Annotated in this window: 16 protein-coding genes; 14 read left to right on the top strand and 2 right to left on the bottom strand. The window is 69.5% G+C overall.

Annotated elements, in window-relative coordinates; genetic code table 11:
* Positions 1 to 108: 108 nt before the first annotated feature.
* The gene (locus ACQCSX_RS00970; RefSeq protein ID WP_427017272.1) at positions 109 to 1,455 is read left to right on the top strand and encodes a benzoate/H(+) symporter BenE family transporter; all 1,347 of its coding nucleotides are present in this window, start codon (positions 109 to 111) and stop codon (positions 1,453 to 1,455) included.
* On the opposite strand, the gene zapE is transcribed toward ACQCSX_RS00970, so the two are convergent.
* On the bottom strand, positions 1,452 to 2,495 hold the full coding sequence (zapE, locus tag ACQCSX_RS00965) for a cell division protein ZapE (RefSeq protein ID WP_427017271.1): 1,044 nt from the start codon (positions 2,493 to 2,495) through the stop codon (positions 1,452 to 1,454). The two genes, ACQCSX_RS00970 and zapE, sit on opposite strands and share 4 nt — an antisense overlap.
* 289 nt (positions 2,496 to 2,784) lie before the next feature.
* Between zapE and ACQCSX_RS00960 the strand changes: the two genes are divergently transcribed.
* From ACQCSX_RS00960 to ybaK, 3 genes are read left to right on the top strand one after another with little or no spacing between them, the layout of a single operon-like run.
* On the top strand, positions 2,785 to 3,702 hold the full coding sequence (locus ACQCSX_RS00960) for a sulfurtransferase (RefSeq protein WP_427017270.1): 918 nt from the start codon (positions 2,785 to 2,787) through the stop codon (positions 3,700 to 3,702).
* 47 nt (positions 3,703 to 3,749) lie between these two features.
* Positions 3,750 to 4,205 carry a SufE family protein gene (locus ACQCSX_RS00955; protein WP_427017269.1) on the top strand — a complete coding sequence of 152 codons (456 nt, stop codon included), beginning with the start codon at positions 3,750 to 3,752 and terminating at the stop codon, positions 4,203 to 4,205.
* A 16-nt stretch (positions 4,206 to 4,221) separates the two neighbouring features.
* Entirely contained in the window at positions 4,222 to 4,725 is a 504-nt protein-coding gene (gene ybaK / locus ACQCSX_RS00950) for a Cys-tRNA(Pro) deacylase (protein ID WP_427017268.1), read from the top strand.
* Between the two features lie 3 nt (positions 4,726 to 4,728).
* Here ybaK and ACQCSX_RS00945 read toward each other — a convergent pair whose 3' ends face one another.
* Positions 4,729 to 5,967 carry an alpha/beta hydrolase gene (locus ACQCSX_RS00945; RefSeq protein ID WP_427017267.1) on the bottom strand — a complete coding sequence of 413 codons (1,239 nt, stop codon included), beginning with the start codon at positions 5,965 to 5,967 and terminating at the stop codon, positions 4,729 to 4,731.
* A 124-nt stretch (positions 5,968 to 6,091) separates the two neighbouring features.
* Here ACQCSX_RS00945 and ACQCSX_RS00940 point away from each other — a divergent pair, with 124 nt between their 5' ends.
* The 10 genes from ACQCSX_RS00940 to ACQCSX_RS00895 all read left to right on the top strand — a co-directional run bounded on the left by ACQCSX_RS00940 (position 6,092) and on the right by ACQCSX_RS00895 (position 17,001).
* Positions 6,092 to 6,583 (top strand): hypothetical protein, encoded by a 492-nt coding sequence (locus tag ACQCSX_RS00940; RefSeq protein WP_427017266.1) that lies wholly within the window; start codon positions 6,092 to 6,094, stop codon positions 6,581 to 6,583.
* A 13-nt stretch (positions 6,584 to 6,596) separates the two neighbouring features.
* Positions 6,597 to 7,046, top strand: a complete 450-nt coding sequence (msrB, locus tag ACQCSX_RS00935; protein ID WP_427017265.1) for a peptide-methionine (R)-S-oxide reductase MsrB — start codon at positions 6,597 to 6,599, stop codon at positions 7,044 to 7,046.
* A 257-nt stretch (positions 7,047 to 7,303) separates the two neighbouring features.
* Positions 7,304 to 8,737 carry a DUF6421 family protein gene (locus tag ACQCSX_RS00930; RefSeq protein WP_427017264.1) on the top strand — a complete coding sequence of 478 codons (1,434 nt, stop codon included), beginning with the start codon at positions 7,304 to 7,306 and terminating at the stop codon, positions 8,735 to 8,737.
* Between the two features lie 18 nt (positions 8,738 to 8,755).
* The gene (locus tag ACQCSX_RS00925) at positions 8,756 to 9,499 is read left to right on the top strand and encodes an SDR family oxidoreductase (RefSeq protein WP_427017263.1); all 744 of its coding nucleotides are present in this window, start codon (positions 8,756 to 8,758) and stop codon (positions 9,497 to 9,499) included.
* Positions 9,500 to 9,521: 22 nt separating this feature from the next.
* A complete protein-coding gene (locus ACQCSX_RS00920) occupies positions 9,522 to 10,586 on the top strand; it encodes a threonine aldolase family protein (protein ID WP_427017262.1) in 1,065 nt (354 codons plus the stop codon).
* An 89-nt stretch (positions 10,587 to 10,675) separates the two neighbouring features.
* Positions 10,676 to 11,317 carry a DUF3000 domain-containing protein gene (locus ACQCSX_RS00915; protein ID WP_427017261.1) on the top strand — a complete coding sequence of 214 codons (642 nt, stop codon included), beginning with the start codon at positions 10,676 to 10,678 and terminating at the stop codon, positions 11,315 to 11,317.
* Between the two features lie 46 nt (positions 11,318 to 11,363).
* Positions 11,364 to 12,800 (top strand): HRDC domain-containing protein, encoded by a 1,437-nt coding sequence (locus ACQCSX_RS00910; protein ID WP_427017260.1) that lies wholly within the window; start codon positions 11,364 to 11,366, stop codon positions 12,798 to 12,800.
* Between the two features lie 120 nt (positions 12,801 to 12,920).
* A complete protein-coding gene (locus ACQCSX_RS00905) occupies positions 12,921 to 14,222 on the top strand; it encodes a thiolase family protein (protein WP_427017259.1) in 1,302 nt (433 codons plus the stop codon).
* Positions 14,219 to 16,375: a 3-hydroxyacyl-CoA dehydrogenase NAD-binding domain-containing protein gene (locus tag ACQCSX_RS00900; protein WP_427017258.1), complete on the top strand. Its 2,157-nt coding sequence runs from the start codon at positions 14,219 to 14,221 to the stop codon at positions 16,373 to 16,375. Before ACQCSX_RS00905 ends, ACQCSX_RS00900 begins: the two co-directional genes overlap by 4 nt.
* Positions 16,376 to 16,551: 176 nt before the next feature.
* Positions 16,552 to 17,001, top strand: coding sequence for a Rieske (2Fe-2S) protein (locus tag ACQCSX_RS00895; RefSeq protein WP_427017257.1), 450 nt, complete (start codon positions 16,552 to 16,554; stop codon positions 16,999 to 17,001).
* Positions 17,002 to 17,010: the final 9 nt, after the last annotated feature.

Raw genomic sequence — 17,010 nt, 5'->3', positions numbered from 1 at the left:
TAGGAATTGCGTCAAGGGGACGCCGGTACTGCCGAGAGGCGGCACCGGCGTTCTTGGCGGTTAAGTACCAAATAGGCAAGACCAAGCACCACCGAAAAGGATCCATCCATGCCCCACAGCGCCCACTCCGCAGCCGAGCCAAATACGGGTGGCCTGCCCCAGCCGCATTCTCCGGAGCGGGGCATCTCGCGGCAGGTGGTGGCCGGTGTCGTCACGGCCTTGGTGGGGTTCACCTCGTCGTTTGCTGTGGTTTTGGCCGGACTGAAGGCCGTGGGCGCCACGGATGCCCAGGCCGCCTCCGGTCTGTTGGCCCTGACCATCACGTTCAGCCTGGGTGTGCTGCTGCTCTCGTGGCGGAGCAAACTGCCGGTGACGCTGGCGTGGTCCACACCGGGCGCGGCATTGCTGGCCAGCACCGGGTTGGTCGACGGCGGCTGGCCGGCCGCCGTCGGTGCGTTCCTTGCAGTGGGCGGAATGATCATGCTGACCGGTCTGGTGCCGGCGTTCGGCACCCTGATCGGCAAGATCCCAGTGGCCCTGGCCCAGGCAATGCTCGCCGGGGTGCTGCTCCCGCTCTGCCTGGCACCCTTCAAATCCCTCGGTTCCACTCCTCTGCTGGTGGCGCCGGTGATCATCAGCTGGCTGCTCATGATGAAGCTGGCCTCGCGCTGGGCGGTGCCGGTGGCTTTGGCCGTCGCGCTGGCCGTCATCGGCATCTACCTCGCTGCCACCGGAGCCGATCTGGGCGGCGCACCGCTGCTGCCGTCCCTACAGTGGACGACGCCGGCCTTCAGCTGGCAGGCGATGGCCGGCATTGCGTTGCCACTGTTCATCGTCACCATGGCGTCGCAGAACATTCCGGGCGTGGCCGTGCTGAAGTCCTTTGGGTTCACCACGCCTTGGAAATCGTCCATGGTGGTCACGGGCATCGGCACGGCCGTCGGGGCGCCGTTTGGCGGGCACGCCATCAACTTGGCCGCGCTGAGCGCCGCACTGGCCGCCGGCGAGGAGGCCGGGCACGATCCAAAGCGGCGCTGGATCGCCGCGTTCAGCTCCGGCTGGGCCTATCTGGTGCTGGCCGCCACGTCCGCGGCACTGGTGAGCCTGGTGGCGGCCGCGCCGCCCGGGCTGGTGGAGGCGGTGGCCGGCCTGGCGCTGCTGGGCACGCTGGCCTCGGCGGTGGCCGCGGCGCTCCAGAACCCGCACGAGCGCATTGGCGCAGTGGTCACCTTCCTGATGGCGGCGTCGGGCCTCAGCTTCGCGGGCATCGGCGCGGCTTTCTGGGCGCTGGCGGCCGGCCTGCTGGTCCGCTGGCTGCTCGCCAGCCGGCACAAGGAGGCGGCCCATACGGCGGGCCCGTCCATCGGTTCCGCCGCCGAGGCGGAGTCCGACGCAGCGGCCGGATCCGGCACGGCCGGGTCCACGACCCCGGTGCCAGGCGGAAAGAGGGCCTAGCTGGCCTCGTGGTTCTGCGCCTCGCGCGCCAAGGCCGTGAGACGGGAAACGGCGCGGAAGTACTTCTTCATATAGCCACCGTTCATCATCTCCGGAGTGAAGAGCTGGTCCAGCGGCACGCCGCTGGCCAGGATCGGCACGTCCTTGTCGTAGAGGCGGTCCGCCAGCACCACAAAGCGCAGGGCCACGGACTGCTCGGAGATGGTCTTCACATCGCGCCACACCACGGCGTCCACGCCGGCCAGCAGCTGGCGGTAGCGGGAGGGGTGGACACCCGAGAGGTGCTCGACCAGCGTGCCGAAATCGTCAACGGCAACCGTCTTGCCGTCGAACTCGCGCTTCATCCGCGCGTCGAGGTCGCTGTTGTGCAGCGGCTGGGGCGGTGTGGGCAGGCCGCGGTGGCGGAAGTCCTCGCCGTCGACCCGCAAGACATCAAATTGGTCCGCCAAGACCTGGATCTCGCGGGCAAAGTCGACGGCGGCAAAACGGCCCTCGCCCAGGGAACCCGGCAGCGTGTTGGAGGTGGCGGCCAGCTTCACACCGGCGTCGGCGAGCTCGCGCATCAGCCGGGACATCAGCACGGTGTCGCCCGGATCGTCCAGCTCAAACTCGTCGATGCAGACCAGCTTGTAGTGGCTCAACGCCTCCACCGTCTTGCGGAAGGAGAGCGCGCCCACCAGGTTGGTGTACTCGACAAAGGTGCCAAAGGCCTTAGGGCCCTCGACGGCGTGCCAGAGCGAGGAGAGCAGGTGGGTCTTGCCGACGCCGAAGCCGCCGTCGAGGTAGATGCCGGCCCGGCCGTTGCTCTTCTTGGGCTTGCCACCGAAGAACTTGCGCAGCCCGCTCACCTTGCCATCGGCAATGCCGGCCCCGAAGGCCTCCAGTGCGCTGACCGCGGCGGCCTGCGAGGGCTGGCCGGGGTCCGGGCGGTAGCTGGCAAAGGACACCTCGCCAAAGCGCGGCGAGGGGTGGAAACCCTTGAGCAGCTCGTCCACCGACAAGGACGGCATACGGGTGGAAAGTTGCTCAAGCTGTACCAAGGGGGTCCGATCGTTTGCTCTGTCTGAAACCAGAATTGGGGTGTTCCGCGCGGGCACAATGGGTTGCGGCCGCGCAGGAGGGCCACAGCAAGAATACCGCCAACCCGCGGCCCGCCCGGCACCGGGACCCGGCCCGGAGGCAGCGGCGGGCCCGGCGATGTTGCGCAAGATTACTGTGGGGAAGTTTTGGGCAGGCTCCCTCGTTACGCTGAGGTAGAAGAGGGTCCTGTGGCCGCCCGCGGCTGCGCACCCCAAGCTATGGACTTTTCAACCCACAAGTGAGGGCACGATGGCTGTTGCAGTAGAAACGAACCCCAAGTTCACCGAGTACGCGCACCCCGAGCGCCTGGTCTCCACCCAGTGGCTCGCCGACGCGCTGGCCTCCGGTGCCGCTGCCGATGGCAACCTTGTCGTGGTGGAGTCCGACGAGGACGTGCTGCTCTATGAGACCGGCCACATCCCCGGCTCCGTCAAGATCGACTGGCACACGGACCTGAACGACGAGGTCACCCGCGACTACGTGGACGGCGCCGCCTTCGCCAAGCTGGCCGCTGCCAAGGGCATCTCGCGCGAGAGCACCGTGGTCATCTACGGCGACAAGTCCAACTGGTGGGCCGCCTACGCCCTGTGGGTCTTCACTCTGTTCGGCCACGAGGACGTCCGCCTGCTCGACGGCGGCCGCGACAAGTGGATCGCCGAGGGCCGCGAGCTCACCACCGACAAGACCGATGTCCTTGAGGCCGCGTACCCCGAGGTCGAGCGCAACGACGCCCCGATCCGCGCCTTCAAGGACGACGTCCTGGCCCACTTCGGCAACCCGCTGATCGATGTCCGTTCGCCCGAGGAATACTCCGGCGCTCGGACCCACATGCCCGCCTACCCCGAAGAGGGGGCGCTGCGCGGCGGCCACATCCCCACTGCGGCCTCCATTCCGTGGGCCCGCGCCGCAGCCGAGGATGGCACCTACCGCAGCCGCGGCGAGCTGGAAGCCCTCTACCTGGGCGAGGCAGGCCTGGCCGCCGGCGACGACGTGGTGGCCTACTGCCGCATCGGTGAGCGCTCCAGCCACACCTGGTTCGCCCTGAAGTACCTGCTGGGCTTCGAAACCGTCCGCAACTACGACGGTTCCTGGACCGAGTGGGGCAACGCCGTGCGCGTCCCGATCGTCAAGGGCACCGAGCGCGGCGAGGTTCCCGGCCGCAACTAGGGGTCATGCGGGCCCCGTGCCCGCATTTCTTCAGTAGGCTTGATGTGATGACTACTTACAAGTTGCCGCCCGCGCTGGCGGAGATTGTTGAAGACTTCCAGGCGCTGGACGAGCCGGAGCGGCTCCAGCTCCTGCTGGAGTTCTCCCGCGCGCTGCCGCCGCTGCCGGAACGGTTGAAGGACCACCCGGAACTGCTGGAGCAGGTGGTGGAATGCCAGTCGCCGCTGTTTTTGACGGTTGAGGCCGAGAAGCACGACGACGGCGATCGCGTCCGGTTGTACTTCCAGGCCCCGCCGGAGGCACCCACCACCCGCGGATTCGCCTCCGTGCTCTTCGACGGGCTGGACGGGCTGACGGCGGAGGAAATCCTCGCCGTTCCGGACGACATGCCGCATCTGCTCGGCCTGACCCGCGCCATCACGCCGCTGCGCATGCGCGGCATGACGGCCATGCTGGGCCGGATCAAGCGCAAGATTGCCGGCGGCCTGCGGACCGCGACGTAGCGTCAGCGAAGCGTTGGTGGCAAAAGCAAAACCAAAGGGTGCTGCGGCGGCCGGGACACCGGCCACTGCAGCACTTTTGGCTGCAGGGGTGCCGTTCACGGCACATCCGTACACCCACGACCCCGCCGTCTCCAACTATGGCCTGGAAGCGGCCAAGGTGCTGGGCATTGATCCGCGGCAGGTGTTCAAGACCCTCATGGCGGAGGTCAACGGCACTTTGGTGGTGGCAGTGGTCCCCGTCAGCGGCACCTTGGACCTGAAGGCGCTGGCGGGCTCGCTGGGCCACAAGAAGGCCGCCATGGCCGATCCCGCCGCCGCCGCGCGCCGCACCGGCTACGTCCTGGGCGGGATTTCCCCGCTCGGCCAGCGCCAAGGCTCGCCCACCGTCGTCGACGCCTCCGCGCTGGGGTTCGAGACGATCTTCGTCTCCGGCGGCCGCCGCGGGCTGGACCTTGAACTGGCCCCGGCCGACCTGCTGCGCCTGACGAACGGCAGCACCGCCGCCATCGGCGCCCCGTAGCCCTTATCCGGCGTCGCGCCCGCCCTCGCGCGGCAGATCATAGCAGCCCAGCCGCGGGCGCAGCCAGGCATCCACCACGGCCTCCCACCGGCCCGGATCGACATTGAATTCCTTGGTGTGCCGGGCGTGGCTGAACGGCTCGAACTCGACCATCTCCGGGTTCCGGCGTGCCAGCTCCGCCGTCGGGCCGTAAGGCACAAAGTCGTCGTCGATGCTGTGGATGATCAAGGTCGGCGTGCGCAGCTCCACGGCCCGGCTGACCCAATCCATGCTCTTCAGATCCACCGGTGCGGCCAACCCGGTGATGCGCCGGCCCAGCGGGTGGGTGAGCATCAGCTGCCCGTACCGGCCCACGGCCTCGGGCAGCCGGTTGAGCTTGGCCTGGTGCGCCAGCACATCCACCCAGTTGATCACCGGCGCGTCCAGCACCAGCGCCAGGATCCTCTTGCGCAGCCGGCTCCTGTCCGCCGCCTGCAGGGCAATGGCTCCGCCCATGGAATAGCCGAAGAGCACCACGTCCTTGGCGCCGTGGGCCAGCGCATAGTCGATGGCCGCCTCAATGTCGGCCCACTCGGTGACGCCCAGGCCATAGCGGCCGTCGTTCGCCGCCGCGGCGTCGCCGTCGTTCCGGTAGGACACCAACAGCGAGTTCATGCCCAGGCCCCGGGCCGTCTGGACGGCCCGCAGGCCCTCGATCCGCGTGGTGCCGCGGCCATGCACCATGACGGCCCAGGTGGCCAGTGCCGGTTCGGCCCGGATGAGCCAGGCCGGGGCCGGGCCGCCGGGCAGCTCGATGGTGACGTCCTCGCTGCCCAGGCCCAGCTGGTCCGGGTGGGTGAAGATCGATCCGGACCACCAACCGCGCTTGGCTGCCCGCAGATCGCCGGCCGTCACGCGCAGGACCTCGCGCGTGACGCTGCCCTCCCGCGGGACGTAGGAAATGATGGAGCCGACGACGGCGTGCCCAGCCCCGGCGTCGAAGAACAGTCCGTAGGTGCCCTCCACCGTGGTGTCGGCGGTGGCCGGCAGCACGATCTGCAGCCGCTGGCCGTCGGGGATGACGGCCAGGATGTCAAGGTCCTCCTCGCGCACCTTGTCCGGGGTGACCACCTTGCGCGCAAAGTACCCGGCCAGGGCCGAGGTGGCGGTGGCCACCAGCGACGCACCGGCCGCGCCGGTGGCGCCGGCGAGCAGCGTCCATTTGAGCCACGGGCTCCGTGCAGATTCCACCGTAGTTCCCATGCCTCCATTGTGTCCGCAAGCCGTGGGCGCCGTCGAGCGGCACACCGGTCCGCAGGGGAACTCTGCAACACAAATGGTGCAACAAACCGGCGCTGCTGGCGGTGCACTGGCATACTCTTGGCTCATGACTGATTCGATCATCATCCTGACCGAGGAACCCTTGGTGGCAGCCGATGCCGCCAACATCACGCGCCTCTACGACGACGGTGACGACGTCGCGCTGGTGCTGCTGGTTCCCGCCGACACCAAGCGCAACCTCCTGGTGGATGTTGTGGACCAGCTGACGATGCTGGACCTTCCCGGCGCGCTGCGGGAACTGCGCGAACACCGCGATGCCTCCACAGTGCGCGCCGAGGCCTCCGAGATACTGGAAGCCTCGCTGTCCACCCTGCGCGGCGCCGGCGCCATGGTCACCGGCCGGGTGGCCGAGGGCAATGCCGTGGATTCCCTGGTGGCCGAGGTCAAGGCCTCCGATGCCCGGCAGGCCGTGGTGGTCACGCGGCCGCACGCCCTGGCCGACACCTTCCGGCAGGACTGGGCCAGCCAGGCCCAGCACAAGCTGGGGCTCCCGGTGCTGCATTTGTACTCCGGCTCGGGATTCATTGGCGATTCCTGAGCGTTAAGCAACCATGAGCACCCACGAAGAAGGCAAGATTCCCTCCATTGTCCCGGTTGCCCGGGTCGAAAAGACCGATGCCCAGTGGCACGAGGAACTCACCCCCGACGAGTTTGCCGTCCTGCGCAAGGCCGGCACGGAGCGCCCCTACACCGGCGAATACGTAGACACCCACACCGAGGGCGTCTACGCATGCCGCGCCTGCGGCGCGGAACTGTTCACCAGCGGCGAGAAGTTCGATTCGCACTGCGGCTGGCCGTCCTTCTGGGCACCGCTGGCCGAGGGCACCGTGAAGTACATCCATGACCGGACCTTGGGCATGGAGCGGATCGAGGTCCGCTGCGCCACCTGCGACTCGCACCTGGGCCACGTCTTTGAGGGCGAGGGGTACGACAACCCCACGGACCAGCGGTTCTGCATCAACTCCATCTCGCTCAAGCTCAGGCCCACCGGGGACGCCTAGGCGCACCCGCGCGGCCGAATGCCGCCGGGGACACGTTTTCGGACGCGTCCCCGGCGGTATTTTGCGTCCCGGGCGTGCCAGCATTCCCAGCGCTGGTCCAGCCCGGCTCAGCCATGCATCTGAGCACTACAGTTTCTAATGCTCGGCTACTATTAACGTAAGTGCTGCTGTTCTGTTGCTACGCTCAATCCAGAGCCAATGGCGCCGCGGATCCCCCGCGCCGGCCACTGCCAGAGAACCGAAGGACGTGGCAAATAGTGAACACCGCACTCGACACCCAGGGCACCACCAGCGCAGCCGCCGCGCCGGCGCACGCACCGACGCACACACCGAGCCGGGGCAACGATGCCCTGGCCCAGACCCCGGCCTGGCTGTCCCTGAAGGCCGCCGCCACCGCCCTGCAGGGGCTGCAGGTCCAGGACGGTTCCGTGCCGGAGGCCGGGGACCATGCGGCGGCCATGGCCCACATCAACGCCATCACCGACGCCATCGAGGCGCTGGCCCCGAACTTCCCGCACGACGCCGAGTACCTGCGCCTGCTGGTGGCAGACTTCACCCGTTGGGCCGCCGAAGGCCTGGGCGTGCCGGACTTCCTGGATTCACTGCTGGCCTTCGCCCCGCAGGAGCACCGGGTGAACGGCCTGGGCCACCTGGTGGTCTTCCCGATGTACACCCAGAACGGCAGCACCAACCGCTTTGTCGAGGCCGTGCTGGTGGAGGTCATCTGGCCCGAATTCATCGGCGAGCTGGAGGCCGGCAACTACTCCAACAAGCTCTTTGTCCCGCTGCGCTTTCTCGACTTCACGCCGGGCTACGACACCAACTCCGCCGTGCTGTTCCCGGAGAGCGTGGCAGTGCGCGAGACCCCCGCCTTCACCTGGGGCGCCATCTTCCAGGACCGCGAGGCCGCCCGCTTCCGCCGGGTGCTGCGCGCCGCCGCCAAGGTGACGGCGCTGGAGCTCCCAGCCGACGCCGCCGAGCTGCTGGACAACCAGGCCCTGGCCCAGGAAACCTTCGTCATGTGGGACCTGATCCACGACCGCACGCACATGCGCGGGGATCTGCCCTTCGACCCGTTCATGATCAAGCAGCGCATGCCGTACTTCCTGTACTCGCTGGAGGAACTGCGCTGCGACCTGACCGCCTTCCGCGAGTCCGTCCGCGTGGAGCATGACGACGCCGCCTCCCCCGATGCCCGCCGGCAGGCCAAGCTGGTCCAGTACGCGGTGATCTTTGACCGGATCTTCCGCTTCGCCATCACCGGCAGCCGCGTGCGCAACTACGACGGCCTGGGCGGCCAGCTACTCTTTGCCTGGATGCACCAGCACCACGTGCTGCACTGGACCGACACCAAGCTGGCCATCGACTGGGAATCCGTGCCCGACGTCGTGATCGCCCTGGGCGCGCAGATCGAGGAGCTTTACTGGCGCTCCATCGACCGCCCCAAGGTGGCGCACTGGCTGGCGGCCTACGAACTGGTCTCCGCCACCGTGACGCCCAACCCCGCCTCCGTGTGGGCCAAGGGCCCGGGCGGGCTCCCGCTGGACGGCGCACCCCGCGGCCTGACGGACCAGGTGCTGGACGATGAGTTCCCGCTGTCCATGTTCTACGAGGCCTTGGAGAAGAAGATGCGCCCGGTGATCGACTCCACCGCGGGAATCACCGGCGCCACCGTCGAGCCCAGCGCCTAAGTGGCTACGCTAGGGACTGTGCCCCAGACCAATGATGTGCCCACAGTCCTGATTGCCGGCGGCAGCAGTGCCGCCGGCGTCGCCACCGCCGCCGCCCTGCTGGCCGCCGGCATGCGGGTCCTCACCGTGGGATCCGACGCCGGCCGCATCGGCGCCGCCGCAGCCGCCGCCACCGAACGGGCGGCCGCGGCGCGGGCGGCCGCCGGGCAGCCGGGCGCCGCTGCGGCAGTGCCGCTGGTCTGCGATCTGGCGGACCGGGCCGACGTCGAGCGGTTGGCCGTGGACATCCACCGGGACTTCGGGCCCATCGACGGGCTCGTCCAGTTGGTGGGCGGTTGGCGCGGCGGGAAGGGCATCGTGGAACAGTCCGATGAGGACTGGGACGTGCTGCACCGCAATGTGGTCACCACGCTGCGCAACACCTCCCGCACTTTCTACCCTGATCTGGCGGGCTCCCCCGCCGGCCGGTTGGCCATCGTCTCCTCCACTTCCGTCACGGCGCCCACCGCGGGCAATGCCAACTACGCCGCTGCCAAGGCTGCCGCGGAGGCCTGGACGCAGTCCGTGGCCCAGGGCCTGGCCGGCGGCCCGGGTGCCGCCGTCGTGCTGGTGGTCAAGGCGCTGGTGGACGACGGCATGCGCGCCGCCGCCCCCGAGCGCAGCTTCCCCGGCTTCACCGACGTCGCGGATCTGGCACGGGCCGTGGCCGGACTCTTCAGCCAACCCGCGGAGGCCATCAACGGCGCCCGCATTCTCCTCTAACCAATAAAGGCGGATTCCTCCTGTGACAGACTCCACGTTCACGGCCCTGCACGACACCGGCGTGCGCGGCTTTGCCTCGGACAACTACTCCGGCGTGCACCCGCAGGTGCTGGCCGCCGTGGCCGCCGCCAACGACGGCCACCAGGTGGCCTACGGCGAGGACGCCTACACCGCACGGCTGCATGAGGTCATGGCGGAGAAGTTCGGCACAGCGGTGGAGGTCTTCCCGGTGTTCAACGGCACGGGGGCCAACGTGCTGGGCCTGCAATCGCTGCTGCCGCGATGGGGTGCCGTGGTGTGTGCCTCCACCGCCCACATCAACTGCGACGAAAACGGCGCCCCGGAGCGCGTGGGCGGCATGAAGCTGCTCGCCGTCCCCACCACAGACGGCAAGCTGACCCCGGAGCTGATCGACAGGGAGGCCTGGGGCTTCGGCGACGAGCACCGCGCCCAGCCGCTGGCCGTCTCCATCACCCAGACCACCGAGCTGGGCACCTGCTACACCCCCGCCGAGGTCAAGGCCATCGCCGACCATGCCCACTCGCTGGGCATGAAGGTCCATATGGACGGCGCCCGGCTGGCCAACGCCGCCGCGCACCTGGGCGAGCCGCTGCGCAGCTTCACCTCCGATGCCGGCGTGGATGTGCTCTCCTTTGGCGGCACCAAGAACGGCCTGATGTTTGGCGAGGCGGTGGTGGCGCTGAACCCCTCCGCCACGGACGGGCTCAAATACCTGCGCAAGATGAACATGCAGCTGGCCTCCAAGATGCGCTTCATCTCCGCCCAGTTCATCGCCCTGCTGGAGGGTGACCTCTGGCTGCGCTCGGCCGGCCACGCCAACGCGATGGCGGCCCGGCTGCGCGCCGCCGTGGACACCATCGACGGCGTCACCCCCACCCAGCCCACACAGTCCAATGGCGTGTTCGCCATCCTGCCCGACGGCGTGGCGGACCGGCTGCGCGAGTCCTTCCGCTTCTACGACTGGAACGAGGCGGCCCGCGAGGTGCGCTGGATGTGCTCCTTCGACACCACCGAGGCGGACATCGACGCCTTCGTGGCAGCCATCAGGGCCGAGCTCGCCTCCTAGGGTTTCCGGGGCCGCCGGCCGGTTCCCTGCCGGTGCGCCCCGCGGCGCGCCTGCAGGGAATTATGCGCGCCGGCACATAACCTGCCAAGGTGAACGCGATAGCACAGGTTCCCGCAGATTTCCTGACAGCCCTGGGAGCCCTCCGCCAAGGCCAGTGCCGGCCCGAAATGCGGTTGGCTGAAATCCCCGCCCCCGCCCGGCTGGCCCCCTTCTCGGTGGCGCTGGGCGCGGAGGTCGTCGCCGTCCCTCATCCGCCCCTGCACGCCGTCACCAGCCACCAGCCGCTGCACCTGCCCGCCGCCTCCGTGGTGGTGGGCGAGCCCGAACTGGCCACCGGACGGTTCATCCTGCTGCACGACCCAGCGGGGTCAAGCGTGTGGGACGGTACCTTCCGCATCGTCACCTACATCCGCGCCCAATTGGAGCCGGAATTGGGCAACGACGAAATGCTGGGCTCGGTGGCCTGGACCTGGCTGGTGGATGCACTGGAGAACCACGGCGCCCCGTACCGCGAGGCCGGCGGGACAGCCACCCGGATCCTGAGCGAGAGCTATGGGACGCTCGCGGGCCGGGCGGACTCGATCGACATCGAGCTGCGTGCCTCCTGGACCCCGGACGGGGCCGATGTGCAGTCCCACCTCGAGGCCTGGAGCGACATGGTCTGCACCTTCGCGGGGCTGCCGCCGCTGCCCGACGGCGTCAGCGCACTGCCCCGCCGGCGCCGGAGCTAGGGGCCAACTGGGTGGGAAATGCCGCGCTCGGTAGACTGGAGGCATCATGACCAGCCCCAGCACGCACAAGCGCACCCGAGTCCGCAGCGGCAGAACCCCGCGCGCGACCACCCCCACAGCCGCCACGGTGGCCGCCAGCGGAACCGCCGATCCCGGTTCCCCCGCAGAAACCACCCTTGACGACACCGCCGGCCTGCCGCCGGTCACCGTCAACGGTGTGGACATCGACATGTCCGAGATCCCCGCGATCGTCGAGCTCGACACTCCGCGCGAGGGCGTTCCGCTGGTCATCTCCACGCCCGAAGGCCTGGCCCGCTGCGCCGCGGCCCTGGCCGCCGGAACCGGCCCCGCCGGCGTCGACGCCGAGCGCGCCTCCGGCTTCCGCTACGGACAACGCGCCTTCCTGATCCAGATCCGCCGCGAGGGGGCCGGCACCTGGCTCATCGATCCCGAAGCGTTTGACGACCTGGCCATCATCAACGACGCCCTGCGCGGGGTCGAGTGGATCCTGCACGCCTCCACCCAGGACCTGCCCTGCCTGGCCGAGGTCGGCATGTGGCCCGACACCCTCTTCGACACCGAGCTGGCCGCGCGGCTGGCCGGCATGCCGCGCGTCGGACTGGCCGCCGTGATCGAGAACCTGCTGGGTTTCGGCCTGGCCAAGGAGCACTCGGCCGCCGACTGGTCCACCCGCCCGCTGCCCGAGCCCTGGCTGCGCTACGCCGCCCTGGACGTTGAGGTGTTGGCGGAACTGCGCGAGGAGCTCATCGAACTCCTCGCCGCCACCGGCAAGCTGGAGTTTGCCGAGCAGGAATTTGCCGCCATCCTCGCCGCCGGCATCCCGGAGCCCAAGACGGATCCGTGGCGCCGCACCACCGGCACGCACCAGCTGCGCAACAAGCACCAGCTGGCCGCCGTGCGCGAGCTCTGGAACGAGCGCGACGCCCTAGCCCGCAAGCGCGACGTCGCCCCGGGCCGGCTGATCCCCGATTCCGCGCTGGTGGCAGCGGCCAAGGCCATGCCCAGCACCGTGCCCCAGCTGCTGGGCGTACCCGGCTTCCACGGCCGCGCCGCCAAGCGCGAGGCGCCGCGCTGGCTGCGGTCCATCGCCATTGCCCGCGACCTCTCCCTCGCGGAACTGCCGCCCCTGCAGGTGGCCACCAATGGCCCGCCGCCCCCGCGTGTCTGGACGGACCGCGATCCCGTCGCCGCCGCGCGGCTGGCCACCGGCAGGCGCACGCTGGGCGAGCAGGCCCAGGAACTGAACATGCCGGTGGAGAACATCCTGACCCCTGACTTCCTGCGCCGCATCACCTGGCGCCCGCCGGCGGACACCTCCACCGCCGGGATCGCCGCCGAGCTGGCCGGGCTGGGTGCCCGGCAGTGGCAGATCGACCATGTGGCCCCCCTGCTGGCCGCGGCGTTTGCCAAACCCGATCCGCTGCCCGCCAAGGAGACCAAGACTGCCAGGGCCCAGGACTAACGGGGCGTGATGTGCGCCATGCTTGCCAGCTAAGTTACTGACAAGTAACATGACTCCTGACGCCGTCGAACGCCCCCTGGGGAAGCGCTCGGCAATCCATGTCTCAATGAGGAGTATCAGGTGAGCCAAACCCGGCAAATTAGGGATGTCGTCTTTGTGGACGGCGTCCGGACCCCCTTCGGCAAGGCTGGCGAGAAGGGCATCTACGCGGGCACCCGCGCCGATGACCTGGTGGTCAAGTGCATCCGGGAACTGATGCGCCGCAACCCCTCGCTCCCGCCGGAGCGTGTGGACGAGGTGGCCATCGCCGCCACCACCCAGACCGGCGACCAGGGCCTGACCATCGGTCGCACCGCGGCCCTGCTGGCCGGTCTGCCGCAGTCCGTGCCCGGCTTTGCCATCGACCGGATGTGCGCCGGGGCGATGACGGCTGTGACCACCACCGCCTCAGGCATCGGCTTCGGCGCATACGACGTCGTGATTGCCGGCGGCGTGGAGCACATGGGCAACCACCCGATGGGCGCCGGCGCGGACCCCAACCCGCGCTTTCTGTCCGAGCGCCTGGTGGACCCCGCCGCGCTGAACATGGGCACCACCGCCGAGAACCTGCACGACCGCTTCCCGGCCATCACCAAGGAACGCACGGATGCCTACGCCGTGGCCAGCCAGGGAAAGCTGGCCGCCGCCTACGCGAACGGCCAGATCCAGCCCGATCTGGTCCCCGTCGCCACCATCAAGCCCGGTGCCGGCTGGAACCTTAACACTGTGGACGAGCCGCCGCGGCCCGGGACCACCCTGGCGGACCTGGATGCCCTGCGCACGCCGTTCCGCGCCCACGGCCGGGTCACCGCCGGCAACGCCGCCGGGTTGAACGACGGCGCGACGGCGGCCCTGCTGGCCTCCGCAGAGGCCGCCGAGGAACTGGGCCTGCCGGTGAAGATGCGGCTCGTGTCCTACGCCTTTGCCGGCGTCGAGCCCGACGTCATGGGCATCGGCCCGGTCCCGGCCACCCAAAAGGCCCTCAAGAACGCCGGACTGTCCATCGAGGACATCGGCCTGTTTGAGATCAACGAGGCCTTTGCCGTCCAGGTGCTCTCCTTCCTGGACCACTTTGGCATCGCCGACGACGACCACCGCGTCAACCGCTACGGCGGCGCCATCGCCGTCGGGCACCCGCTGGCCTCCTCCGGGGTCCGGCTGATGAACCAGCTGGCCAGCCAGTTCGCCGAGGACCCCTCCGTGCGGTACGGGATCACCACCATGTGCATCGGATTGGGCATGGGCGGCACCGTCATCTGGGAGAACCCGCACTGGGTCTCGCTCCCCAGCCGTCCCCTAGCTTCGCAAGCTCAGCCAGGGGACCCTGCGGCCGGGGCCCCAGGCTCGACCAGCGAAACCAGCGTAGAAGGGAGCGCCGCATGAGCGCCAAGGATTTCACCGAACTCGCCGAGCTTTTCCCGGACGAGGTGGTCACGCATTCCTTCGTCCAGGACGTGGACCTCCCCGGCGCAGCCGGACAACCCAGCCCCGGCACCTTTGCCCTGGTCACCCTGGACAACGGGCTGGACCACCGCCGCCCCACCACGCTGGGGCCCAACACCCTGGTGGAACTGGGCACCGTGCTGGAGGCCCAGCGCGAGCGGGCCGCCCGCGGCGAAATTGTGGGCGTGGGCGTCACCGGCAAGCCGCACTTCCTGGTGGCCGGCGCCGACCTGTCGGCGATCAAGAAGCTGTCCAACCCGGAGTCGGGCATCATGATGGCCCGGCTGGGGCATGACGTGTTCTCCACGCTGAATGAGTTGGGAGTGCCCAGCTTTGTCTTCATCAACGGCCTGGCCCTGGGCGGCGGGCTGGAAGTCGCCCTGAACGCCAACTACCGCACCGTCTCCACCGGCGCCGGCGCGCTGGGCCTGCCCGAGACGTTCCTTGGGCTGGTCCCCGGCTGGGGCGGGGTCTACCTGCTCCCCCGCCTGATCGGCCCGGCCAATGCCGTGAAGGTCATGCTGGAGAACCCGCTGAGCAACAACCGCACGCTCAGCGGTGCCGCGGCCTTCCAGCTGGGCATTGCCGATGCACTCTTCGAACCGGCCGACTTCCTGGAGCAGTCGCTGGCCTGGGCGGCCAAGATCATCACCGGTGCCACCGCCGTCGAACGCCCGAACGCCGTCGCCGAGCCACTCTCCGCGGCCGACAGCGCCGCCTGGGATGCCGCCGTCGCCGGCGCCAAGGCGTTTGTCGAGGCCAAGACCTCCAACGCCGCCCCGGCCCCGGCCCGGGCGATCGAGCTGCTGGAGAAGGGCAAGGCCTGGACCAAGGCGGAATCCTTCGCCGCCGAGGACGTGGCGCTGGGCGAGCTCATCCAGACGGACGAGTTCCGCGCCACCGTGTACGCCTTCCTGGACCTGGTGCAGAAGCGCGGCAAGCGCCCGGCCGGCGCCCCGGACGCCGCACTGGCCCGCCCCGTCACCAAGGTGGGCGTGGTGGGTGCGGGCCTGATGGCCAGCCAGTTCGCCCTGCTCTTCGCCCGCCAACTCAAGGTGCCGGTGGTCTTGACGGACATCGACCAGGCGCGCGTGGACAAGGGCGTTGGCTACGTCCACGCCGAGGTGGACAAGCTCTTGGCCAAGGGCCGGATCAGCGCCGACGCCGCCAACCGCACCAAGGCACTGGTCACCGGCTCCGTCTCCAAGGCCGCCTTTGCCGACGCCGACTTCGTGATCGAGGCCGTCTTCGAGGAACTGGGTGTGAAGAAGGCGGTCTTTGCCGAGGTGGAGGAGATTGTCTCCGCCGAATGCATCCTGGCCACCAACACCTCCTCGCTCTCCGTCACGGCGATGGCCGCGGACCTCAAGCACCCCGAACGGCTGGTGGGCTTCCACTTCTTCAACCCGGTGGCCGTGATGCCGCTGCTGGAGATTGTGCGCGCACCGCAGACCGACGACGCCGTGCTGGCCACGGCGTTTGCCACGGCCAAGGCGCTGCGCAAGACGGCCGTGCTGGTCAAGGATGCGGCGGCCTTCGTGGTCAACCGCGTGCTGCTGCGCCTGATGGGGGAGGTCTTCTCCGCGTTCGACGAGGGCACGGATGCCGCCACGGCCGACAACGCGCTGCGCCCCATGGGCCTGCCGATGACGCCGTTCACCCTGCTGGCCATGGTGGGCCTGCCGGTGGCCGCGCACGTCACCGAGTCCATGCATGCCGCCTTTGGTCACCGGATCGCCGTCTCGGCGAACCTGGCGAAGCTGATCGACGCCGGCCGGAAGGGCATTTGGGAGAGCGCCCAGGACGGCACGAAGTTTGTGCCGCAGGAGACGCTGGACCTGCTGGACTTCGGTTCCACCCCCTCCACCTCGGCGGCGTTGCTGGTCCGCACCCAGGATGCCCTGGCCCAGGAGATTGGCCTGATGCTGGCCGAGGGTGTTGTCGCCGGGCCGGAGGACATCGACCTGTGCATGATCCTCGGCGCCGGCTGGCCCATGCACCTGGGCGGCATCACGCCGTACCTGGACCGCGTAGGCGCCTCCGAGCGCGTCAACGGCAAGACGTTCCACGCCCCGGCGATGGCCTCCGTCTAGCCCGGCGCACGGAAGCGGCGGCTGCCCCTTTGGCGGGGCGGCCGCCGCTTCCGTGTGTAGCAGGTTCCCGCCGGCGCTCCGGGCTCCGGCGGTCCGCGCTCCGCGCTCCCGCGGCCGGGTGCGGCGCACAGCCGGTTCACAGCGGACGTCCAAGGACGTCTGGCAGACTGGAAGGCATGACGAACCCGCCACAGCTGACCCGCCGCGCCGTTATTGGCGCCTCCACCGCCGCCTGCGGCCTGGCCTTGGCCGCGTGCACGCCCAGCCAGGGGGCCGAGCCAAGCGCGAAGACCGCCATCGAGTCCCCGCCCGTTCCCACGGCCGGCGGCACGCCGGTGCAGGTGGGCAAGCTCAGCGAGGTGCCCGTGGGCGGCAGCGCCGCCGGCAAGGCCAATGGCAAAGGCATCCTGATCTTCCGGCCGAACGAGACCACCGTGCTGGCGTACAGCGACGTCTGCACCCACGCCGGCTGCACCGTGGCCGCGGCGGGTGCCACGTTCTCCTGCCCCTGCCACGGTTCCACGTTCAATGCAGCCGACGGCAGCGTTGCGGTGGGTCCGGCCAAGCTGCCGCTGGAACGCTATGCCGCGGCGATCGACGGCGAGAACATCACCGTCAGCCTCTAGCCGCGCCGC

The organism is Pseudarthrobacter sp. P1, assembly GCF_050156935.1.
Taxonomy (GTDB): domain Bacteria; phylum Actinomycetota; class Actinomycetes; order Actinomycetales; family Micrococcaceae; genus Specibacter.
This window is presented reverse-complemented; position numbering and strand designations above follow the sequence as displayed.